The following is a 21,271-nucleotide window of genomic DNA, read 5'->3' on the forward strand; positions in this document are numbered from 1 at the left end:
CTTTTCTGTCAATTGCATCTGAATATCCCAAGCCAGACAAAGAGCCAGGCAAGCAGCAATATATTCCATTGGTGTAGGTCATATATGAAGCTATCTGTGAACGGGAATTGTGATTGATAACTATTCTATAGAATTAACCTCAGGTTGAATAGTGAAAGTTTGCTCTATACTGCATTATTTTTCAGAAAAAATTGAATATTTAACGAGTCTATCACCAATTTACCGAAAAAAATGAATTATACGCTGTTTTCATGAAAATTTTAAATTTCATAGCATGTTAGCTTTTTCTGTGGTAGAGTATTAATGTTTTGTTTCTATAAGAGTGGATAGCCGCGGTTCGTAACCATCCCGCGTAACCAAAACTAGGAGGAGTTAACCGAAATATGTTTAATTTGTTGTGGGGGATTTTGTTTGTTGTTGTTAATTTTGTGTTTTTTCTGCTCTGCTACCGGTTGTTCGGTAAAAAAGGCCTCTATGCCTGGGTCGGCATGGCAACCGTGGTCGCCAATATACAAGTCGCCAAGACAATTGCGATGCCTTTCGATATTGTAATGACGCTTGGAAATACGATGTATGTCACGTTATATATGACCAGTGACCTGCTGAATGAGAGATACGGGCGGGCTGAAGCGCGGAACGCCGTCTGGTTCGGATTCTTCACTCTGCTGATGACTACCGTCATAATGCAGATGGTGCTTGTATTTGAGCCGCAGGAGACGGATATTGCCCAATCCTCACTCCAGACGATCTTCGGCCTGATGCCGAGACTTGCACTGGGCAGTCTTACCGCATATTTTATCAGCCAGTTTCTGGATGTGCGCTTATACGCATGGATCCGCAAGTACTACGGCAGCTCACGGCAGCTCTGGATCCGCTCTAACGGTAGCACCATGATCAGCTCTTTTGTTGACACTTTGATCTTCTGTACGATTGCTTTTGCCGGAACCTATGACCTGAAGGTATGGACAGAGATTCTGCTGACCACCTATCTGGCCAAATTCCTGCTTACAGGTGCAGGCACACCGGTGCTATACCTTGCCCGTTCCTTTAAGTTCGCTGAAGAAGAGCAGACCGTCCCCTCCCAGGAGACCAAGCGCAATATTTCATAGAATAGTTTTATATAAAAAAGCCCTAACCTCCAGTGATCGGGAGATTGGGGCTTTTTTGGATTTCTGAATTACAGGCTCAGCACTGTCAATTCTTTGGGGAAGCTGGTCAGCGTCTGCGGGCCCTCTGCCGTAACGAGCACATCATCCTCAATGCGCACGCCGCCAAGATTCGGCACATAAATCCCCGGTTCTACTGTGAAGACGTTGCCGTTTGCGATAATATCCGTGTTGAGTCCATGCAGTGATGGATATTCATGGGTATCCATGCCGAGACCATGTCCGACGCGGTGCATGAAGTATTCGCCGTAGCCGGCGGCTTCAATAACGTCCCGGGCAGCCTTGTCAACAGAACCGAAGGTGGCTCCGGCAACAGAAGCGGCAATACCAGCTTCATTGGCAGCAAGCACAGTATTATAGATATCTGTCAGCTTGCTGTCGATTTCGCCTACAGCGAAGGTGCGGGTAATATCGGAGGCATAGCCAGCGGCGTATACGCCAAGATCGAACATCAGCAGATCACCCGGCTGGATGATGCGTTCACCCGGTACGCCATGCGGCAGGGCCGTATTCGGGCCGGAGAGCACCATGGTGTCGAAGGAGGGGCCGGAGGCTCCGGCTTTTTTCATCAGGTATTCAAGCTCCGCTACCAGCTCATTCTCGCTGACACCGGCTTTGACATGCGACAGGCCCCGGCGGAGAACTTCCTCCACAAGTTCGGCGGCATGCTTCATAATGCGGATTTCTTCAGGCGTCTTCATGGCGCGCATAGCGCGGAGCAGATGGCCGATGTCGCTGAATGCCCCCGCTGGGATGGCGTCTGCCAGCAACTCATAGCGGCTGACGGAGAAGTGCTCCTTCTCTATGCCGAAGCTGCCCGGAGCAGCGCCGCCGAAGCGGGATTTGAGCAGCTCGTACGGGTTGTCCGTATCGCTGTGCGTCAGAATAGTCTTCACCGAGGAGGCGGCATGCGCCGCTTCGGCGTCCAGCGCCGGAACGATCAGCACAGGCTCCCCGCCGCGGATTAGCAGCAGGCCCAGAAAGCGTTCATGCGGGTTGCTGGCGAAGCCGGTCAGATAGTATACATGCTTGGGATCGGTTACGAGGAGAGCATCCAAGCCCCCTTCTGTAAGTCCTTGCTCCAGTTTAAGCAGAGCTTCATTCATTGCAATAATTCCCCTTTCATATACACGCGTGAAACAGCATTATTCTCATTATAATTCATAATCCGGGAGGCTGCACGTCCCTCGAGCGGATGCTAAAGGGGGTTTAGTGAAGTTAAGCACCGGGTAATAGTTGCCACAATCATTTCTGGTTTCTATTCCCGCTTCACTTAACAGGAGGTTATGAATATGTCCGGTACATCAGTCCTCTTCCGTACATTTCTGCTGCGCGGAACTTTGGTCCTGCTGATGGGCCTGCTGTCAGCCTGCACCTCTTCTGAACAAGATACTATGCAAGGGCAGCTGACAGGAGAGAATCCGCGTCTTGACGCACAGCCTGCCGGCACTGCTCTTCCATCTTCGATGACTACGATGACCGAAACGCCGGTGACAAGAACACCGGGAGCGTCTGCGAGTGCAGGAACGGGTGCGCCGGTTGGCGCAGCATCACCTGGTGCTTCTGGAAGCACACAGGCACCGGAAGTAACGGCTGCCGCGCCGAAGCCGCCAGTTTCGTCAGCCTTCCCTTATACCGCGCATACGCTGGCAGACGGATTGAATGTGCCTTGGGAGATGGCGTTCGCTCCGGACGGGCGGATCTTTTTCACCGAACGGCCGGGCAGCCTGCGGGTCATAGAGAATGGCAAGCTTCGTGAGGCCCCGCTGCTGGAGCTTGAAGCCCCCTTTATCAGTAAGGGAGAGGGCGGGTTGCTGGGACTTGCGCTTGATCGGGAGTTTGAGAGCAACGGATTGGCGTATGTATATCATTCTTACCGCAATGCGGAGGGCGGAGTGGCAAACCGGGTCCTGCGGATTAAGATTGGCAGCAGCAAAGCGGAGATCAAGCAGGTTCTGCTGGATAATATACCAGGGGACACCAATCATAACGGCGGACGGGTCAAGCTGGGACCGGACGGCTACTTGTACATCACCACAGGTGAACGCTATGAGCCTGAGCTCGCGCAGGATAAGACCAGTCTGGGCGGAAAAATACTGCGGATTACCACCAGCGGCGGCATCCCTGAAGATAACCCGTGGCCGGGGTCTCCGGTCTATAGCATGGGCCACCGCAATCCGCAGGGTCTGGCCTGGCAGCCGGAGAGCGGAGTCTTATACAGCTCGGAGCATGGCCAGTCGAGCCATGATGAGATCAATCGTATTCAGGCCGGGACCAATTACGGCTGGCCGCTGATTGAAGGCGATGAGACCCGAGCCGCTAAGCTGAAGCTGAAGGCTCCGCTGGCACACAGCGGTGAGGTGACCTGGGCGCCGTCGGGCATGACCTTTATTACGCAGGGGCCATGGAGCGGCGAACTGTTGGTTGCCGGTCTGGCGGGGCAGCAGCTGCTGCGGGTATCTTTGTCTCCTTCGGGCGGCAAGCCTAAGATTACGGCTTTATTCAAAGAGAAGTATGGCCGAATCCGCAATGTGGCGGAAGGGCCTGACGGCACCCTGTATATTATGACCAATAACCGGGATGGCAGAGGCAACCCGCGCGCACAGGATGATAAGCTCCTTGCGCTGCGGCCGAATTGGAAATAAGGGCTGTTAGCTGAATTTTCCGTGTACTTCCTCCGGCACTTTACCAGGCTATGCTAATGGAGAAGGGATTTCTCGGCCATCCGCCGCTGATGCGGACTGAGAAGCCGTTATTTTCGGATAATAGCCCGGTTTCTGTCCGTTGCGGACTCAGATGACCTTAATGGCTCAGTTTTACCGTGTTCGGGTCTATAATATTCCGAATAAGGGCTTCTGAGTCCGGATAAACGTCAAAAGTAACCTTTTCCGCAAAATAGCGTCATCTGAGTCCGTTTCACTCTATAACTCTGTAACTATGTAACTATGTAACTATGTAACTATGTAACAAACAAAGGCTGTCCTCCTTGCAGATCATCTGCATAGAGGACAGCCTTTCCTGTTATGGGCTTGCAGCGTGTAAACCCCGCCTACAGCCCGCCCGCAAGCAACCGATCAGGACCTGCGTGCTGCTTACATACCGTGCACCATGGGTAGCAGACGATATTCTGTACCGTCAGGTCTGCGAGCTTACGAGACTACGCAGTGCAAGCGGCTTACCCGGGGTGGCCGGTTCAGCGGGTCCGTTACGCGATCGGCGTTCCGTTCGGAACCTGCTGCTCCGGAGCCAGCAGGATCACATCGCCTTCCTCCGGCACGCCGCCGAGGACGAGCACTTCCGAGAGGAAGCCGGCAATCCGTCTGGGCGGGAAGTTCACGACAGCGGCTATCTGCCGGCCGATCAGCTCTTCCGGAGTGTAATGTTTGGTGATCTGCGCACTGGAGGCCTTAATGCCGAGTTCCCCGAAATCGATCTGCAGCTTAATCGCCGGTTTGCGTGCCTCAGGAAAAGGCTCTGCGGACAGAATGGTTCCTATGCGTATATCCAGCTTCAAGAAATCTTCAATAGTAGCCATGTACTCGCCCCCTGTAATTGATAAGTTGCTTCTAACCGGGAATAAACTTCTTGAGAAGTTATTCCATGCCCAGGGGCTATTTTAACCCTCAGAAATGATGTAACATTATCATAAAACATATACTCTGAAAAGGCTACGCCATGCCCCGGCCTGGCTGGCCCGCAAGAGAGGGGAAGATGTCCATGAAAGGAAAGACCGTGCTTGTCACCGGTGCGAATTCCGGCATGGGACTGGCTACGACAGTGGAAATGGCCCGCAGAGGAGCCCATGTAATCATGGCCTGCCGCAGCCGTAAACGCGGGGAGGAAGCTCTTGCGGAAGCAGTGCGCCAGAGCGGCTCTGATCAAATCCGGCTGATGCTGTGCGATCTGGGATCGTTCGCAAGCATTCGCGCTTTTGCAGAGGAATTCACGGCCGGCTACCCGGTGCTTGATGTTCTGATCAATAATGCTGGCGTAGTCGCCATCAGACGTGAGCTTACTTCAGACGGCTACGAGCAGGATTTGGGCGTGAATCATCTGGGTCATTTTCTGCTCACCATGTTGGTATTGGATAATCTGAAGCATGCTGAACAGGGCAGGATTGTGGTAGTGGCTTCAGGTGCTTACAAGATTGGCAAGCTGCATCTGGAGGATCATACGCTGTCACGCGGCTTCAACCCGGCTAAGGCTTACGCCCGTTCCAAACTGGCCAACATCCTGTTTACCCGCGAGCTGGCTGCTCAATTGAAGGGCACCAGGGTTACTGCGAACTGTGTGCATCCGGGAGCGGTGGGGACGAGCATCGGAGTGAACCGGGAGACAGGCTTTGGGCGCTCGCTGCTGAAGCTGCTGTCCTACTTCTTCCTGACGCCTGAGAAAGGTGCGGACACGGCCATTTATCTGGCGGCTGCGCCGGAGCTGAGCGAAGTTAGCGGGCAGTATTATTACCGCCGCGAGATCAAGGAATTATCGCCAAGGGCGAAGAATACAGAAGAAGCCGCACGGCTGTGGAAGTGGAGTCTGGAACAGACAGGGCTGAACTAGTTTGGAACTGAGGAGCGGTAGCGACCGCCTTTGTCACCGGATGTGGGCCGCGAACAGCGGATTAGATCAAGAAATCTGGTGACCATCGGCCGGAAGTCCAAATGTTCACCGCAGTGACGACTAAGCTTCAAGTTCGAATCTTTAGTGTGGCGTAAATGGCTTGAAATTTAAACACAACTTTTAGGAGGAATCATAGCATGGATTGGCAAGGTTACAGCATAGAGGATGCAGCAATTGAGGATTTGGGAGCGATTGTGGAGATTTATAACACGACGGTTGCCGGAAGAATGGTGACAGCGGATCTTACGCCGGTAGCCGTGGAGGATAGGGTGAAGTGGTTCCATGAGCATAACAGCCATCACCGTCCGCTCTGGGTTCTGCGGCAAGGCGGCGAAATTGCGGCCTGGTTCAGCTTCCAGTCATTCTACGGGCGTCCGGCCTATAATGGAACGGCAGAGATCAGCGTCTATGTAAGTGAAAAATTCCGCGGCAGCGGCGCAGGAAGTATCCTGCTGACCAAGGCGCTTGAGGAATGTCCGCGTCTTGGTCTGCAGAACCTGGTCGGCTTTGTGTTTGGCCATAATGAGCCAAGCCTTGCACTGCTGCGGAAGTTTGGTTTCGGACAATGGGGCCTGCTGCCGGGTGTCGCCGTGCTGGACGGCATTCCGCGTGACCTTGTTATCGTAGGCCGCAAGCTGTAAATTTATATAAGGCTTTCGCAGAAACAGTGTGTGAAACTTATTGCGGAGGAGCGGCTGAAGCAGACCGGCATTCCTCTTCCGTAATCCAGTCTTCCGACCATACCTGCAAATCACGGATGACGGATTCCAGGGCCCGGCCCTTGTCAGTTAACGAATACTGGATTCTTACAGGTGTTTCGGGAAAAACCTCGCGCAGGACGATACCCTCCTGCTCCAGTTCCTTCAGCCGCTCGGACAAAAGCCTGCCGCTGACGGGCAGCGAAGCTTCAATGGTGCCGAAGCGCTGGGGACCTTGCAGAAGCTGATAGATGATTAAGCCCGTCCAACGTCTGCCGATAATATCCATGCTTTTTTGTAACCTTGGACATAACTCTGTGGATTTCATTAGGCTCACCTCTTACTGTACATTATAAACGAAAAGACCTATAACTAAAACAAATTTGAACTATTTGCACTACTTGAAAGGATGATTCCCTTGGCTAAAAAGAAGAAGATAACTCCGGCTCCGCGCCCTGCTGCGGCCGATGCTCCGGCAACGCTCAAAGACCTGCTCAGCCGCGAGGTGCTGGACAAGCTGAAGGCGCAGTCCGATGCGCTCAAAGCCGAAGAGCAAGGCAAGAAAGACGCCGCCCTCAAGGATGCGGAGGACAAACGCAAGGCAGAGCAGAAACGTCTGGAGAATGATTTCGGCCACCTGCTGGAGAACAGCAATCAGGACTGGTCGAAATTCAAATAAAACAAACTTTACCAGATTCAGGGTTGACAATCTGCAGCAGCGCCATATATTATTGGGTTTATCATTTAGAGAAGGGAGGCCGATGGGTCATGATTGGAACAAATGGTTTGAGAACGCCGCACAGTCACATTACAACCGCATATGAACAATCTGATCTCATCGCCTTCGTCCGGAAGACATAATACGCAGCGTGCTTATTATGTCACAACTGCATACGGGTGTCCCGGCTTGAATTCGAAGCTGCACCCAGCGCTCCGGGAGCCGCATGATCAGAACTGATCTGCGGCTCTTTTTGCGTACCACAAAACTGGAAATTATCTTACCAACCTGAGAGGAAATGAAAACATTTATGAATAGCATGAAGCAGCAAGCGGGGGAGATATCCCGCTACAAACATGAGGTAGCCCTTCCGGGCGGCGACCTCAAGGTATATGCCAGTGAGCAATTATTTGGCTCACTTGATTACAAGGTCCTGGAAATGGCTAATAACAATCTGCAAATCCCGAATATAGAATATATGAGCTACACTCCTGATGTGCATGTAGGCGTCGGAACCTGCATCGGGACTACTGCGGTCTGGGATGCCGCGTCAGGTTATGTCTCGCCGTCCATTGTAGGCAGCGATATCGGCTGCGGCATGCGTGTACATCTGACCAATCTGCATATGGATGATCTGCGTGAAGTGAAGCTGCGCCGGAAGCTGGTCCGTGCAATTGAGAAGTATCTGCCGATGGAGGCCCAGCAGCGCGGCCACTACAGCGATATCCGGCTGGAGAATATCGTGCGCAAGGGCCTGCACGGCCTGCCAAGCAAATATGTTCCGGACAGCTACACTCCGAAGAAATCAAGCGCACTGTCCCATGTGGAGATCAGCAAGCTTGCCTTCGATGACGAGATTCTGAATGAGCTGCCGGATATGGCCTGGCACCGGGGGCACCGCCAGCTCGGCACCCTTGGCGGCGGCAACCATTTCGTTGAGATCCAGGCGATTGAAATCGCCGAGGAGCAGCGGGAGGTGGCTGAAGCGTGGGGCCTGAGAGACGGGCAGATTGCCGTGATGATCCACTCCGGCTCCCGGGCCTGGGGAGGCATGGTCAATCAGTTCTGTACCCCGGCCTTCGCCAAGGTCATGGGCCAGCTTGGACTGGGCAGCGCTGACCCGCGCCTGATCTATGCGCCCCTGTCACATCCGCAGGCTCAGCGCTATGTTAATCTGATGTACTCGGCGCTGAACTATGCGGTGGTGAACCGCCATCTGATCGCTTATGGTGTACGTGAGGGCTTCCGTGACGTCTTCGGCACGAAATGCGAGCTGCGCACCCTCTACGATCTGATGCACAATTATGCGTGGGAAGAGGAGACCTCCTCAGGCACCAAGTTTGTTCACCGCAAAGGGGCGACACGCGCCCTGCCTGCAGACCATGCGGATAATCCGCGGGCTTACGCGGCGACCGGGCATCCGGCGCTGATCCCCGGCTCGATGGGCACCGCTTCCTACATCATGGTCGGCCAGCCCGGAGGAGAAGAGAATTATTATTCGATCTGCCATGGTGCCGGACGCATCCGCTCGCGCTCGGCAACGAAGCGTCTGGTGTCTGTCCATGAATTCTCCCGGTCGATGAAGGTGGGGACGGCAGACGAGATTGTAGTGAATCAGCATTCCCTGGAATCTATCATTGACGAATCTCCCCAGGCCTATAAGAATGTAGATGAGATTATAGAAAGCGTTACGGGCGCCGGCCTGGCTGCTGTTGTAGCCAAATGCAAGCCGCTCGCAGCGATAAAGGGGACGAAATAGGATGGAGCAGGAGATTAAGAAACCTACTGTAATCTACGAATACGATGAAGACAGAGCCGGAATCATCAAAGGTTATGATGTGTACGCACGCCTGGTTGACGGCATACTTGAAGCGCTCTACAGCCGCTACGGCGTACGTTATGAGCTGTATGCGAGCGATGATCCCAACAGTGAATACTGGAAGCTGCTGGAGAACGATGTGCAGAGCGGGAATGCCGGGGTGGAGCATGTGGCGCGGATTTTTGACCGCCTGGAGGACCGGACATTTGTGTACGACGATGATAAAGAGCAGCCGGAGTACAATATCCATCTCTCGATCCGCAATAATGTGCTGGCGTATCCTGCCATGGGCATTGCTCTGGCGCGGGTGCCTGTGTTCCAGGAGAACGGCATCAACTTCCAGGACTATGTGTTCGCGGCATCTGACGCGCAGCTGCAATTCTTCCTGGCCAATGTGCGTACCCGGCAGCGGGAGCAGAACATCAATAAGGTGACGGTGTTCACTGACCGGCGTAACGGAATCTTCCGTGAGGATGAACCCATCACCCGCTCTGTCGGGCGTGAGGAGGTCGTGCTGGACGCGGGGATCAAGAAAGAAATCTACCGTTCGCTCGACCAGTTTTTTGATTCGGACCGCAGCTTCTACGTCACTTACGATATCCCGTACAAGCGGGGCATTCTGCTCTACGGGCATCCGGGCAACGGCAAGACTACGCTCGTCAAATCGATCGCCGGAAGTGTACCGGGACCTGTGATCTACTGGCAGATTACCGAATATACGAGCAGCGAGTCAGTGAATGAGGTGTTCGAGGCTGCGGCCCGGCTGGCGCCGATGGTACTGGTGATTGAGGACATCGATTCCATGCCGCAGGAGGTCCGGTCCTTTTTCCTGAACACGCTGGACGGGGCTACTTCGAAGGAAGGCATCTTCCTGATCGGCACCACCAATTATCCGGAGAAAATCGACCCGGGCCTCATGAACCGCGCCGGACGCTTCGACCGGGCCTATGAGATCAAGATGCCAAATGAGGCGCTGCGCCTCGAATATCTGCAGCTGCGCGGGTTCTCCGCCTTCGCAGGTGAAGAAGGTACGGCCACCGCTGCGCGCCTGACAGGAGATTTCTCCCTGACCCAGCTTGGCGAGCTGTATGTCAGTGCGGCACTGGAATGGCATGAGAATGGCACGGCTGATGTCGAGTCTCTGGTGCGCGGCATGCGCGGCGAACTGGACAAGGGGCGCAAACGGGAATGGATGAAGGATGCTTCGTCCAGTATCGGATTTTATTAAGTAAGAGAGAAGCGACTGTAAAGGGAAGGTTTGGGGAGCCGTGAGGCTCCCTTTTTGCGTGGGGATGCAGATAAATCTGCTATAGTAAGATGGATGATTCCTGAAATTTCTGGCTGGAAGCTGTAACTTTTGGCATTCTCATACGTGGATGGATTAAGGGGGGAGGAGATGGAGCCGAATACGCTGGATGATCTATATGAGAATTATGTGGCGGACATCTACCGCTATCTGTGCTCCCTCTGCCATGACCACCATGCGGCCGAAGATCTGATGCAGGAGACCTTTTACCGGGCATATCTGTATCTGGAGGATTGCCGGGAAGAGCGGATTAAGCCGTGGCTGTTCCGCGTGGCTTACAATGCCTTCGTGGACTTCAAACGCAAGGAAAAGCGGAGTGTGTCCAAGGAAGACGGGTTTTTCAGCAGGCTGCCCCATCCCGAGACCACGGAGGGGACTTTGCTGCGTCAGGAACGCTGGGAAGAGACAGCGCTGGCACTCAGCCGTCTGCCGGAGGGGCAGCGCCATGCGCTGCTGCTGCATGATTATCACGGGCTGACCTACAAGGAAGCTGCTGGCATCATGAACGTAGGTTTGTCCCAATACAAGATATTGGTATTCCGCGCCAGGCAGAAGCTGCGTGAGGCGGACCGGAGGAGGAATGAGCATGAGTGAGGAGTTCAAAGAACAACTGAGGAAATACAGTGAGGGAACACTTCCGGAGGAAGAACGGGAGGCGCTGGAGAGTGAACTGGAGAAGCTGGAGGCTTATCAGCTGTATCTGGAGGAGCAAATGGAGCGGGAAGAGCAGACCAGCGGACGGTGGACCAAGGCGGACACGGAAGGAGGGGCAGCTACAGGGCTCAAGAAGGCGAAGAGGAAGGCGAAGCGAAGAGAGAAGTCCATTATCCGCCGCGGCAAATGGAAGGCGCGGCTCGTGAACACCCTTACTGTATTTGCGGCCTTCATTGTCTTCATGATCATCAGTAATATTATTACTATAGTATTCTACAGCACCGGGAACCGTGGTGAGACCTATAGTGATGTTGTATCCTCGGCGATTGCCGTGACCCGGCCCAACACAACCACATATCTTTCCAGCAATGCGAAATCGGTCTTCCGGATGAATCTGACCGGTAAACTGCTGAAGCAGGTAGGCGGGGAGAAGGTTCAGATGGGTAATTACAACCAGACCTTTCTCCTGGGGCTATCCTATCCCGGAGTGTTCAACTGGATGGATGACCGGAATGCGAGTAATTACATTTTCTACTATCCGTCAGCAGATGGTTCCGTCAGCAGCGGGGATAACAGCGATGAGTGGAACAAGCTGGATAAGCTTCCCGAGGGTACGGTTGCCGAAGCTTATCTGTCGTTCGACCACTTATACACCACGGAGGAGCTGCTCAAGGAGTTTGAGCCGCTGAATATCCTGCCTGTGTGGTTCGGAGCAGATACGGGTCCGTCTACCCACGATGAGGTGGTTACTTCTCCGCTGGGATTTCCCTATGATCCGATCTGGCATGACGATGATATGTTGAAATCAGAGGTCACCACCCAAAAAACAGGCTGGTTCAGCTCGGTCTCCTCCTACAGCAGCGTATCGCCTTCTGTTGAACCCTATGGGGATGGGGCACTGCGTGATGCCAACTTCATCAAAACGCTTAAGCTGCTGCAAAAGCATCGGTCACTGGCCAGGAAGGCAGCGCCGTTTATTGAACTGGATACTTCGCTCTCCTATCTTCAGGAGCACGGAGTTCAGATCTATGGAGCCGTTGCTACAGGGCCGGTCAAGGAACTGCTGAAGCTGCGCGAGGCTTCCTGGGTCAGCTATATGCGGGTGGGTGAAGTCCGGCTCTGGAATTGGCGGGAATGAGGCTTAGGCCGGGCACGGCTTGCTTCTAAGTTCTGCAAATCGTACAATTATAAGTACGTAAACTTGAGAAGGTTGATGTGAAATGGCTGAGGAACGTTGTTTACAGCGTTTCTCGGCTATTTTACTTCCAGTATCTTGGGTCATTTTTGAACACTTGGAATTACAATGGAAATCTACCGGGGTGCCGGCAGGATGACTATAAGAATTAGGAGCTGAAGCAGATGAAGATTGGAGTAGTATCGGATACACATCTCTCAAGCAGGGCCAAGGGGCTGCCCTCCGTGCTTATGGAAGAATTCAGCAAGGTGGATATGATTCTGCATCTGGGCGATTGGGTATCGCTGGAGATCTATGATCTGCTGGCCGGGCTTGCTCCGGTAGAGGGAATTGCCGGCAATAACGACGGATATGAGATCATTCAGCGCTTCGGAGAGAGCAAGCTCCTTACGCTGGAGGGCATGCGTATAGGAATGATTCACGGACATGCGCCGTATTCCCGTAAAGGGACAGATGGAAATGCGCTGCTGGCCTTTGAAGGCCAGGAGGTGGACTGTATTCTCTTCGGCCATTCCCATCAGCCGCTGATGCGCCGGGAGAACGGTATTCTGCTGTTCAACCCAGGCTCGCCTACGGACAAACGCCGGGAGAAGCAGTATTCCTTCGGACTGATGGACATTGAAGACGGGAAGATCACAGCCCGTCATGTCTTTTATGACTCCAAGGAATAAAGGAAGCTGGTAGAAGGAGGGGAGAGCCATGTTGAATTTTCGTTTTGAACGGGCAGGTCTTGAGGATGTGGAGGAGCTCGCTCCGCTGTTTGATGAATACCGCAGCTATTACGGCCAAGTCTCTGACATGGAAGCTGCGCGGGAATTTCTGAAGGCGAGACTGTCCAATGATGAATCTGTAATTTTTATAGCAGCAGCCGGTGAGGGTGCGGACAAGCGGACGTATGGAATGGCACAGCTGTACCCTTCCTTCTCCTCCATTACAGTTCAGCCCGTATGGATTCTGAACGATCTGTTTGTGACGGAGGAGCAGCGCGGGCATGGACTTGGCTCACTGCTGCTTGAAGGCGTGCGCGGATTTGCGCAGGGTACTGGTGCGAAGGGACTGACGCTTTCAACGCTGACGCATAATACCGGCGCACAGCGTCTGTATGAAGCCCAAGGCTACATCCGGGACGAGAGCTTTTTCACTTATCATTTATATTTCTAAAGATATAGTTAGGGGAGTTTACGTGGAGACAAGCAATAAGCTAGCCGTGTTTTTTGATCTGGATGATACGTTGTACGACCATTTGGTGCCTTTCCGGGAAGCGGTGCGCGAGGTGCTGGCGCCAGACGAAGACAAGCTGGATTATGCGGAGCTGTTCTACACCGTCAGGCATCACAGTGATTTACTATGGCCGAAATATCTGCGCGGGGAGCTTGAGCTGGAGGAGACCCGGGTGATGCGGCTGGAGCTGGCTTTTGCCGAATATGGCCTGCCCTTGAACCGGGAGCAGGCAACCAGAGTTCAGGCCTCCTATATTGCCCGCCAGTATACGATCGGGATGATCGAAGGCGTGGCGGAGCAGCTTCAGCGCTTTATTAGCCTGGGGCATCCGGTAGGCATTATCACCAACGGCCCGCTGGAGCACCAGATGGGCAAGCTGCGCGGGCTGGGTATAGATAAGCTCATTCCGCAGGAGATGATCTTCATCTCGGATGCTGTCGGTCTGGCTAAGCCCGACCCGGCCATCTTCGCCCATGTCAATAAGATGACGGGAACTGCACCTGAGAACAGCCTCTATGTAGGTGATACATGGGCTAATGATGTGGTCGGTGCGCTTGCGGCAGGCTGGAAGGTATGCTGGTACAACCCGCGCGGCCGGCAGCCGGGTGGAGATCACACGCCAAGCTATATTTTCACCAATTATAAGGAGTTCAGTGAGCTGCCGCTGGTATGACAAAAAAGGTGCCCTCCCCCAAAGGAAGGCACCTTTTCTGCTTGCATACGATGCTGCACATCCATCACTGCGCGGTATCAATCAGCGAAGCTGTACGTAGGATCGGTCAGATTCAGCCGTTCTCTCAGCGAAGAGGTGGCATAAATCTTGTTGTCGTCTGTGATGAAGAAGGCATCGACCTTCTCCGGGAGCGCTTCTAGATACTTCATGCCGTCTTCGAGACCCATCAGGAATACACCGGTTGACAGGGCATCCGCATCTGTTGCGTTCGGACTCATAATGGTAATGCTCTTCAGCCCGTTCTGGGACGGGAAGCCCGTCCGCGGGTCCAGAATATGATGGTAACGCACACCGTCCTGCATGAAGAAACGTTCGTATACCCCGGATGCATCAATAACCTCGTCAGAGATTTTGATTGTACCCAGCTGGGTACCGCGGCTCTGATCGGGGTCCTGCAGGCCGATATTCCACGGCGAGCCGTTCGGCTTGTTGCCAAGCGCAATAATACTGCTGCCGCCGAGATTGATCATCGCACTGTCCAGACCTTGCGCCTTGAGATAGTCGGCGATCCGGTCAGCGGCATACCCTTTGCCGATCCCGCCCATATCCAGCACCATGCCTTCTTTGGCCAGCTTCACCGTCTTCGCGGCATCATCCACAATAACATCCTTGTAATTGGTCAGGCTGCGGGCTTTATCAATCGCTGCCTGATCGGGAACATGCTCTCCGCCTTCACCGATTGCCCAGAGGTCAACGAGCGGTCCAACAGTCGGATCATATAGCCCGTCCATTTCTTCGGCATATTTGAGGGAAAGCTTCACGATATCTAGCGTTTCGTCGGATACGGCTACGGCTTCTTTACCGGCTGCCTGATTCACAGCGTATAATTCCCCGTTCTCCTTGGTGCGGCTGAACTCGATGTCCATCCGTTCCAGCATCGCCTGAATATCATCCATATTCTTCTGCTCTACAGTATCACCGAAGACCTTGATATTCACGACCGTATCATAAATATAAAACGTCTGTTCCAGGGACTTCGTATCGCCATCTTTTGTGACCGTTGCACCGCCGGGGGTTTCAGTAGTTGTGCTGTCTTTTCCATTGTTGCCCACCAAGAGCCAGATGCCCACAGCTGCGACGATAACAATGACGAGAGCGGCCAGAATAACGCCGGATTTCTTGTTCTTAAACATATTCCACCATCCATAAAGTTAGTTTCTTGATCACATCTTTATTATCATACCCCAGAAAGAATGGCAAGGGATACTAATTTCATGACATTTTGTGCAGAAGAGCAGCTTGCAGAACGGAAGCGGATTGAAACTTTTATCAAAAAGTTGTCTTCTTCCCGGGGACATGGTAAATTGATTTGTGACTTAGTGACCAAAAATTAAATTCAGTCAATTTATGGTCGTACAGAAAGAAAGGAGTTTTACTATGTCCATTGACCGCAAGGCTTTGATCCTGCAGGCAGCGACCCTGTCCTTTGTACAATTTGGCTATAAAGCTACGACTATGGATCAGGTATCCAGAATCGCCAATGTGGGCAAAGGCACGATCTATACTTTTTTCAAAACCAAAGAAGAGCTGTTTGAGGAAATTCTGGACAAGGCTTCGCAGGAATTAATGTCGGTGATGAACCGTGTAGCGGCGGAACAAACGACCTTTGTGCATAATTTGCTTAATCTGCTGGATTCCATTCTGGAATTCCGGTCTGATCATGAGCTATTTGTGAAGCTCGCCCAGGAGGTGCGGGACATCGGAACAGCCCAGGCGCTGGAAGGTGTTAAGCGGATGGAGGCATACGCGCTGGATTTCTTGAGACAGCAGATTGAGGAAGCCATCGGCAGCGGTGAAGTGAAGCCCTGTGATTCCAGTGTTGCGGCATTTATGATTCTGCGAATGTACCTGGCGCTCACCACGGAATGGAACAAATCCCATGAGCCGCTGGACAAAAACCGGATTAAAGAGCATATGATCCTATTCATTTCTACAGGGATTTTACTATAGTATGGTGGACAAACTAGAGAATTATTGTAATAACTTAACAAAGTCCGTCTTTCCCGGTTGAGCGTAGTCCGCCTCCCGTCTATAATGAGAGCGTCTTCATATATACCGGAAAGCGAGCTGATCCAAGTGAAGGGCAATAACATTGATTTTACCGGCGGCAGATTGGAAGGTCCGGCGGCCCCCAAAGATCCGGAGGAGAGAAGAAGCGGCTTCTTCGTCATGTTCGAAACAGCGATCGAGGCGACAGCCAGAGCGGAGGGCAGTCCATCCCAGGAAGTGTATCTGGAAGGCAATTATCTGACGGATAAGGCAAGATACATAGGCGGGATTACGGATGAGGGGATGCTGGCGCTTCTGACAACCTGGGCGGGGTTCCGTGAACTGGTGCATAGCATCGGGGTGTCCGTGAAGACCGGTACCGGCAGTGAAGGGGGAACGGTCTCCTTTCTTATGCAGAACTGGGGCAGAAGCAGCAAGTATGAGACAGGAACGCAGCTGCGTGTCCCCTGTCCGGGGGACGGGACGGAGGTATTGCTGAAGCTGGAGGAGGTCATGTGGTCCGGGGACGATGTAAGTCCCGGCAAATTCGCTTTTGAATTTGGCCGTGAAGGAGAGCTGGCAACGGCGAGTATTATTTTCTATTTGAATGATGGCTATACTGCGCCAGAAGCTACAATGGAAGCTCCGGTTGACTTCGGTTCACTGGAATACCGCGCAATGATTGCTAAGTCTCTGCTGCATTCGGGCAATAATTACCGGCTCAGAACAGCAATAGACAAGGCAATTAAGGGTGAGGATGTCACCATTGCTTATATTGGAGGATCCATCACCCAGGGTGCAGGGGCTAAGCCGACCCACACCGGATGTTATGCCTACCAGTCTTATTTGCAGTTCAAGGAGCTGTTCGGTAAGGACGGTGGAGAGAATATCCATTATGTGAAAGCCGGAGTAGGCGGGACGCCTTCTGAGCTTGGAGTAATCCGTTATGAAAGAGATATTCTGCGGGAGGGTGCGGTAACGCCGGATATCGTGGTGGTGGAATTTGCAGTGAATGACGAGGGTGATGAAACGAAGGGCAATTGCTTCGAGAGCCTTTGTCTAAAAATCCTGTCTGACCCGGCCCGGCCCGCCGTGATTCTGCTGTTCAGTGTGTTTGTGAATGACTGGAACCTTCAGGAACGGCTCGCTCCTGTGGGCAGGCACTATAACCTCCCGATGGTCAGCATCAAAGATGCGGTAACCGGACAATTCCGTCTGAGCAAGACTGAGGGGAACGTCATATCGAAACGGCAATTTTTCTACGATATTTATCATCCTGCTAATGACGGACACCGGGTAATGGCAGACTGTCTGGGTTATTTATTCTCCGAGACCTGCCGGTCGCTCCGGGACGAAGAGGATATTACAACCGCTAAACGGCCGGTTCTCGGAAATGATTACGCGAATATACGGCTGCTTGACCGCAAGAGCCTGACTGGTCTCAGTGATATCGGAGTGGAAGCTGGCGGTTTCGGGGCGACCGACACGGATTTGCAGCGGGTAGAGCTGGATGCCGATCCCTTCGGCACCCCGGAATTTCCGCATAACTGGCTGCATACGGCAGCATCCGGTGAGGATAGCTTCAGGATGACCCTCACCAGCAGCAATCTGATCCTCGTATACAAGGATTCGGGCAGCCCTGAGTTTGGCAGAGCAGATATCTTCGTCGATGGCAGCCTTGTGCTGACTGCTGATCCGCATGTGAACAGCTGGACGCACTGCAATCCGGTCATTCTGTACCAGAATGAGCAGAGTCAGCAGCATGTCATTGAGATCCGCATGGCGAAGGAAGATAAGGACAAATGCTTTACGATACTGGGCTTCGGTTATACAGTGTGATGGTTTAAGAACTGGCACACAACAGGACTGAAGAAGTGAGTTCATTCAAACAATGCAGCAACTTATGTATTCAGTCCAAGTGGAAATTCAGTGATAGTTGTATTATGTACAATTAAAACCTGCGAAAAGGGTTGTTTCCGTCTTATAACTGCAGTCTGTACAACTAAATCCGCCCGAATCGGACAGAACCCTCTACAACCGGCATTTTAATTGCACGAAATACAACTAAACGGATAATGGGTTGGTAAACAGATGATTTAGTTGTACAAAGTACAATTAAGCATATCGGATACCGTAATCCGATCACTGTAATCCGGTCACCGCAAACCTTCAGTAGTGGCGGAGGAGAATTTTGGAACTGTAGGAGCGACAGCGTCCGCCTTTGTCTGCGGATTTCCAACGCGAACAGCGGGTTAAATTCAAGAAATCGGCAGACGGGCAGCGGCCGGAGGGTTAAACATTCTCTGGAGTCACGGCAATCCCATAATAGAAAAAATACAAGTTCAATCTATATAGGTTGAATCTGGCGCTGCTAGTCCAGCATAAATTCCCTGTATTTATCCTTGCGGGGGTTCAGTACGAAGAGAATTCCGCTGGCATAGCCCGAGACGGCATTGAAATTCCGCTTGAGGGTAGCTTTGCCGGTTAAATAGGTCAGTGTCCACAGCAATGCGGCATAATTCTTCACCGGTGCCTTGCGCAGATTAAGCAAATAATAATGATTCACTGCAGTAGCCCGGGCCACCCGGCCTGCCTTATCGCGGGAGCTGGGAGATTCATGATGCATAATCTTCATCTCCGGGTTGATGACAAGCTTGCCGTATCTGCTGGCCAGATGGCACATATAGATATCGTCAGCCACCGCGTAGCTGGTCATCCAGGGGTAAGGCTTCATATCCTGCAGCGCAGACGTCCGGAAGGACATATTGCAGCCATGGAAGAAATCCGTCTCGAAAATATTCTCGGTCTCCCCCCACAGCAGCAGGGAGCCTGCCAGTGTGCTTGCCGACAGCCTGCCGGGTGAAGCCGACATCTGGCAGGTCAGCCTGCCGAGCAGTTTGCCGGACTTGCTGCTGGAGAGGCCCTTGGCGATGCCGCCAACTCCGGCAATGGACGGGTCCGAAGCGTAGGTGTCCAGCATCCGGCGGATGTAGAGCGGATCATCCAGCTCGGCATCGTCATCGAAGCTGAGCAGAATCTCACCGTCGATAAGCCCCAGGGCTTCATAGCGGGAGAGCCAGACGCCGGGTTTGGTTTTGCGGTAATAGCGCAGCTCGGCTTGAGGCATACGCCCCAGTACCTTGCGGAAATACTCCAGCACTTTCTCCTCAATCTCGCCGTCATCCACAATCAGCAATTCAATTGAAACATCCTCCAGCTCTGTCTGCCTGCCGATGGATTCAATGCACAGGGTCAGATCGCTGATCCGGTTGCGTGTAGGAATTACTATAGACAGATCATGCATACCGCTGACTCCTCCCGGGACGTCCTAGACTGTCCGCTTTATTTTTAGATTACAATGCACCGAAAGTACGTGTTGATCTAATTTTACTCCCCCTTTTGTAGGCCGTATATACCACTTTGGTTTACTTTTATTTAGTACAGTTGCGCTTATAATAGAATTAATTTCAGAATGTATATGCTTTCAAAACCTAAGCGGATGCTTTCGAAGCAGGTTTTGTACGAAGTATCATCTGAAGAAGCAAAGCTAACAAAACTTTTAGGAGGGGACGTTATGCATGTCGGGATCTTTATGCATACCAATTACTTTGAAGATTTCTTCGTAAAGGGTCTGGGTCTCAGTGAAGAGGAATATGTACATTCGTATCATAACGATTTTTCTTTCGACTATGCGCGTCTTCTGCAAACCAAGGGGATCCGCACGACCATCTACAATTTCACCAGGATTGGGAGTGAGGTCCGCACCTATCAGCACGGAATCGTGGATTGTACGATTAAGTTTATCCCGGTGGGCATGCTGTATAAATGGTATTCCGTCATTCCCTTGTCCCACCGGACACCGATCGGCAAATTCGTATCACAATATATATCCACGATTCAGAGAGACCTGTGTGATATTCTACGGGGAGACGGAGTCAGCCTGATTTATGCCCAGGAATATGCTTCCGGACGGTTTGAGCGGCTGGCTGCCGCTGCGAAGAAGCTGAGCATCCCGATCATTGCCGCTTACCACGGGGGCAGCATCCATAAGTGGATTCTGCCGATCAAGAAGCATACGCTTCATAAGGCAGCATTCATGACTACGCTTAACGAAGATGAGCAGAACAGCATGGTGCGCCACTTTCCGCATCTGGAGGGGCGGATCCGGCTGCTGCCGAATTTCGTGAATTCGGCGATCTTTTACCGGCGGGATAAGGATGAGGCGATAGCCGCATTGGGGCTGGACCCCGGCTGCAGATATATCATTACCGTTGGACGGCTGTTTGAACATCAAAAGGGCCATTCGCTGCTGGTGCAGGCCATGGAGCAGCTGAAGCAGCACCCTGACCTTAGAATATTGGTTGCCGGCGGCGGTCCGGATGAACAGAGTCTGAAGGATCTGATCCGGGCCAAGGGGCTGGAGGACCGCTTCATCATGCTCGGTACAATTCGCAACAAGGATATGTTGGCCAGCTATTACAGCGTCTCTGAGCTGTTTGTGCTGCCTTCGCGTTATGAAGGATTGCCGCTGGTTATCCTGGAAGCGGGAGCCTGCGGTCTTCCAACCGTTGCTTTTAATGTGATGGGGGTCAGAGGTCTGGTACGCCACGGGGAGAGCGGACTGCTTGCTGAAGGGCTTGACCCGGCTAAACTAGCTGCATCCCTGGATCAGCTGCTCGGCAATCCTGATATGTGTCGGGAGATGGGGGCAGCAGCGCTACAGATCGTCCGTTCCGAATATTCGGAAGAGATTATCGGAGCCAGACTCTACAATCTGCTTCAGGAGAGCTTGGGGCTTGATCCGTCCGTACCGCTCTTCGGTGAGGGGTATGCTTCGGAGTTAACGTCTCCCTTGTAGACCGCTGTCTTATTGTTGTGCCGTTGTGACTGAGGCCGCGGCTGCCGAAATACGGCGGATGGTCACTCCTCTAATTGGCGAACCCGTTGCAGATCCGATGCTCTGCGACTACATAGAAGCCTATAGCTGCTGTATACCTGGATAGAGGCCGATAGAGGCTATACAGGCATACTGCAGCTTGTTGCGGAACGGGGCGATTATTTTGGGATAGCTGCCGCATATATAAACAGACCCGCTATAAGCAAGCATCCAATCTGCGGATGATCACCCCGGAATCCTCTCTGAACAATGGAA

At 52.6% G+C, this 21,271-nt stretch carries 20 protein-coding genes; 15 read left to right on the forward strand and 5 right to left on the reverse strand.

The features are described from left to right. Positions 1-383 precede the first annotated feature (383 nt). Positions 384-1,109, forward strand: a complete 726-nt coding sequence (locus tag P40081_RS07215) for a queuosine precursor transporter (RefSeq protein ID WP_042134420.1) — start codon at positions 384-386, stop codon at positions 1,107-1,109. Positions 1,110-1,177: 68 nt separating this feature from the next. Here P40081_RS07215 and P40081_RS07220 read toward each other — a convergent pair whose 3' ends face one another. Beyond that, positions 1,178-2,272, reverse strand: a complete 1,095-nt coding sequence (locus tag P40081_RS07220; RefSeq protein WP_042134422.1) for a M24 family metallopeptidase — start codon at positions 2,270-2,272, stop codon at positions 1,178-1,180. 186 nt (positions 2,273-2,458) lie between these two features. Here P40081_RS07220 and P40081_RS07225 point away from each other — a divergent pair, with 186 nt between their 5' ends. Then, complete coding sequence (locus P40081_RS07225; protein ID WP_231575301.1) at positions 2,459-3,811, forward strand: PQQ-dependent sugar dehydrogenase; 1,353 nt, start codon at positions 2,459-2,461, stop codon at positions 3,809-3,811. A 560-nt stretch (positions 3,812-4,371) separates the two neighbouring features. On the opposite strand, the gene csaA is transcribed toward P40081_RS07225, so the two are convergent. Continuing rightward, the gene (gene csaA, locus P40081_RS07230; RefSeq protein ID WP_042134424.1) at positions 4,372-4,701 is read right to left on the reverse strand and encodes a chaperone CsaA; all 330 of its coding nucleotides are present in this window, start codon (positions 4,699-4,701) and stop codon (positions 4,372-4,374) included. Positions 4,702-4,883: 182 nt separating this feature from the next. Between csaA and P40081_RS07235 the strand changes: the two genes are divergently transcribed. Further along, positions 4,884-5,726: an SDR family oxidoreductase gene (locus P40081_RS07235; protein WP_042140836.1), complete on the forward strand. Its 843-nt coding sequence runs from the start codon at positions 4,884-4,886 to the stop codon at positions 5,724-5,726. 197 nt (positions 5,727-5,923) lie between these two features. Continuing rightward, positions 5,924-6,427 carry a GNAT family N-acetyltransferase gene (locus P40081_RS07240; RefSeq protein ID WP_042134425.1) on the forward strand — a complete coding sequence of 168 codons (504 nt, stop codon included), beginning with the start codon at positions 5,924-5,926 and terminating at the stop codon, positions 6,425-6,427. 37 nt (positions 6,428-6,464) lie between these two features. On the opposite strand, the gene P40081_RS07245 is transcribed toward P40081_RS07240, so the two are convergent. Then, positions 6,465-6,812 carry a winged helix-turn-helix transcriptional regulator gene (locus P40081_RS07245; RefSeq protein ID WP_042134427.1) on the reverse strand — a complete coding sequence of 116 codons (348 nt, stop codon included), beginning with the start codon at positions 6,810-6,812 and terminating at the stop codon, positions 6,465-6,467. Positions 6,813-6,902: 90 nt separating this feature from the next. Between P40081_RS07245 and P40081_RS07250 the strand changes: the two genes are divergently transcribed. The 8 genes from P40081_RS07250 to P40081_RS07285 all read left to right on the forward strand — a co-directional run bounded on the left by P40081_RS07250 (position 6,903) and on the right by P40081_RS07285 (position 14,070). Continuing rightward, positions 6,903-7,163, forward strand: coding sequence for a YqkE family protein (locus P40081_RS07250; RefSeq protein WP_042134429.1), 261 nt, complete (start codon positions 6,903-6,905; stop codon positions 7,161-7,163). A gap of 349 nt (positions 7,164-7,512) precedes the next feature. Further along, positions 7,513-8,961 carry an RtcB family protein gene (locus tag P40081_RS07255; RefSeq protein ID WP_042134431.1) on the forward strand — a complete coding sequence of 483 codons (1,449 nt, stop codon included), beginning with the start codon at positions 7,513-7,515 and terminating at the stop codon, positions 8,959-8,961. A 1-nt stretch (position 8,962) separates the two neighbouring features. Next, complete coding sequence (locus P40081_RS07260; RefSeq protein WP_042134433.1) at positions 8,963-10,249, forward strand: ATP-binding protein; 1,287 nt, start codon at positions 8,963-8,965, stop codon at positions 10,247-10,249. Positions 10,250-10,417: 168 nt separating this feature from the next. After that, complete coding sequence (locus P40081_RS07265) at positions 10,418-10,921, forward strand: sigma-70 family RNA polymerase sigma factor (RefSeq protein ID WP_042134435.1); 504 nt, start codon at positions 10,418-10,420, stop codon at positions 10,919-10,921. Next, positions 10,914-12,119: an anti-sigma factor gene (locus P40081_RS07270; RefSeq protein ID WP_042134437.1), complete on the forward strand. Its 1,206-nt coding sequence runs from the start codon at positions 10,914-10,916 to the stop codon at positions 12,117-12,119. Before P40081_RS07265 ends, P40081_RS07270 begins: the two co-directional genes overlap by 8 nt. Positions 12,120-12,340: 221 nt before the next feature. Next, a complete protein-coding gene (locus P40081_RS07275; RefSeq protein WP_042134439.1) occupies positions 12,341-12,847 on the forward strand; it encodes a metallophosphoesterase family protein in 507 nt (168 codons plus the stop codon). 28 nt (positions 12,848-12,875) lie between these two features. Beyond that, a complete protein-coding gene (locus P40081_RS07280; protein ID WP_042134442.1) occupies positions 12,876-13,337 on the forward strand; it encodes a GNAT family N-acetyltransferase in 462 nt (153 codons plus the stop codon). A 22-nt stretch (positions 13,338-13,359) separates the two neighbouring features. Next, positions 13,360-14,070, forward strand: coding sequence for an HAD family hydrolase (locus P40081_RS07285; protein ID WP_042134444.1), 711 nt, complete (start codon positions 13,360-13,362; stop codon positions 14,068-14,070). 77 nt (positions 14,071-14,147) lie between these two features. Here P40081_RS07285 and P40081_RS07290 read toward each other — a convergent pair whose 3' ends face one another. Further along, positions 14,148-15,263 (reverse strand): FAD:protein FMN transferase, encoded by a 1,116-nt coding sequence (locus P40081_RS07290; protein WP_042134446.1) that lies wholly within the window; start codon positions 15,261-15,263, stop codon positions 14,148-14,150. 244 nt (positions 15,264-15,507) lie between these two features. On the opposite strand from P40081_RS07290, the gene P40081_RS07295 reads away from it, so the two are divergent. Together P40081_RS07295 and P40081_RS07300 are read left to right on the forward strand one after the other, a co-directional pair. Further along, entirely contained in the window at positions 15,508-16,080 is a 573-nt protein-coding gene (locus P40081_RS07295) for a TetR/AcrR family transcriptional regulator (protein WP_039299874.1), read from the forward strand. Between the two features lie 219 nt (positions 16,081-16,299). Next, a complete protein-coding gene (locus tag P40081_RS07300; RefSeq protein ID WP_231575400.1) occupies positions 16,300-17,958 on the forward strand; it encodes an SGNH/GDSL hydrolase family protein in 1,659 nt (552 codons plus the stop codon). Between the two features lie 532 nt (positions 17,959-18,490). On the opposite strand, the gene P40081_RS07305 is transcribed toward P40081_RS07300, so the two are convergent. Beyond that, positions 18,491-19,423 carry a glycosyltransferase family 2 protein gene (locus tag P40081_RS07305; RefSeq protein WP_042134449.1) on the reverse strand — a complete coding sequence of 311 codons (933 nt, stop codon included), beginning with the start codon at positions 19,421-19,423 and terminating at the stop codon, positions 18,491-18,493. 270 nt (positions 19,424-19,693) lie between these two features. On the opposite strand from P40081_RS07305, the gene P40081_RS07310 reads away from it, so the two are divergent. Then, positions 19,694-20,977, forward strand: a complete 1,284-nt coding sequence (locus P40081_RS07310; RefSeq protein WP_042134451.1) for a glycosyltransferase family 4 protein — start codon at positions 19,694-19,696, stop codon at positions 20,975-20,977. Positions 20,978-21,271 lie beyond the last annotated feature (294 nt).

Origin of the sequence: Paenibacillus sp. FSL P4-0081 (assembly GCF_000758565.1) — a bacterium.
Classification (GTDB): Bacteria; Bacillota; Bacilli; order Paenibacillales; family Paenibacillaceae; genus Paenibacillus_AQ; species Paenibacillus_AQ phytohabitans.

Coding starts and splice junctions, on each gene's coding strand:
- P40081_RS07215 (WP_042134420.1), top strand. CDS start 384: ATGTTTAATTTGTTGTGGGGGATTTTGTTTGTTGTTGTTAATTTTGTG.
- P40081_RS07220 (WP_042134422.1), bottom strand. CDS start 2,272: ATGAATGAAGCTCTGCTTAAACTGGAGCAAGGACTTACAGAAGGGGGC.
- P40081_RS07225 (WP_231575301.1), top strand. CDS start 2,459: ATGTCCGGTACATCAGTCCTCTTCCGTACATTTCTGCTGCGCGGAACT.
- csaA (WP_042134424.1), bottom strand. CDS start 4,701: ATGGCTACTATTGAAGATTTCTTGAAGCTGGATATACGCATAGGAACC.
- P40081_RS07235 (WP_042140836.1), top strand. CDS start 4,884: ATGAAAGGAAAGACCGTGCTTGTCACCGGTGCGAATTCCGGCATGGGA.
- P40081_RS07240 (WP_042134425.1), top strand. CDS start 5,924: ATGGATTGGCAAGGTTACAGCATAGAGGATGCAGCAATTGAGGATTTG.
- P40081_RS07245 (WP_042134427.1), bottom strand. CDS start 6,812: ATGAAATCCACAGAGTTATGTCCAAGGTTACAAAAAAGCATGGATATT.
- P40081_RS07255 (WP_042134431.1), top strand. CDS start 7,513: ATGAATAGCATGAAGCAGCAAGCGGGGGAGATATCCCGCTACAAACAT.
- P40081_RS07260 (WP_042134433.1), top strand. CDS start 8,963: ATGGAGCAGGAGATTAAGAAACCTACTGTAATCTACGAATACGATGAA.
- P40081_RS07265 (WP_042134435.1), top strand. CDS start 10,418: ATGGAGCCGAATACGCTGGATGATCTATATGAGAATTATGTGGCGGAC.
- P40081_RS07270 (WP_042134437.1), top strand. CDS start 10,914: ATGAGTGAGGAGTTCAAAGAACAACTGAGGAAATACAGTGAGGGAACA.
- P40081_RS07275 (WP_042134439.1), top strand. CDS start 12,341: ATGAAGATTGGAGTAGTATCGGATACACATCTCTCAAGCAGGGCCAAG.
- P40081_RS07280 (WP_042134442.1), top strand. CDS start 12,876: ATGTTGAATTTTCGTTTTGAACGGGCAGGTCTTGAGGATGTGGAGGAG.
- P40081_RS07290 (WP_042134446.1), bottom strand. CDS start 15,263: ATGTTTAAGAACAAGAAATCCGGCGTTATTCTGGCCGCTCTCGTCATT.
- P40081_RS07295 (WP_039299874.1), top strand. CDS start 15,508: ATGTCCATTGACCGCAAGGCTTTGATCCTGCAGGCAGCGACCCTGTCC.
- P40081_RS07300 (WP_231575400.1), top strand. CDS start 16,300: ATGTTCGAAACAGCGATCGAGGCGACAGCCAGAGCGGAGGGCAGTCCA.
- P40081_RS07305 (WP_042134449.1), bottom strand. CDS start 19,423: ATGCATGATCTGTCTATAGTAATTCCTACACGCAACCGGATCAGCGAT.
- P40081_RS07310 (WP_042134451.1), top strand. CDS start 19,694: ATGCATGTCGGGATCTTTATGCATACCAATTACTTTGAAGATTTCTTC.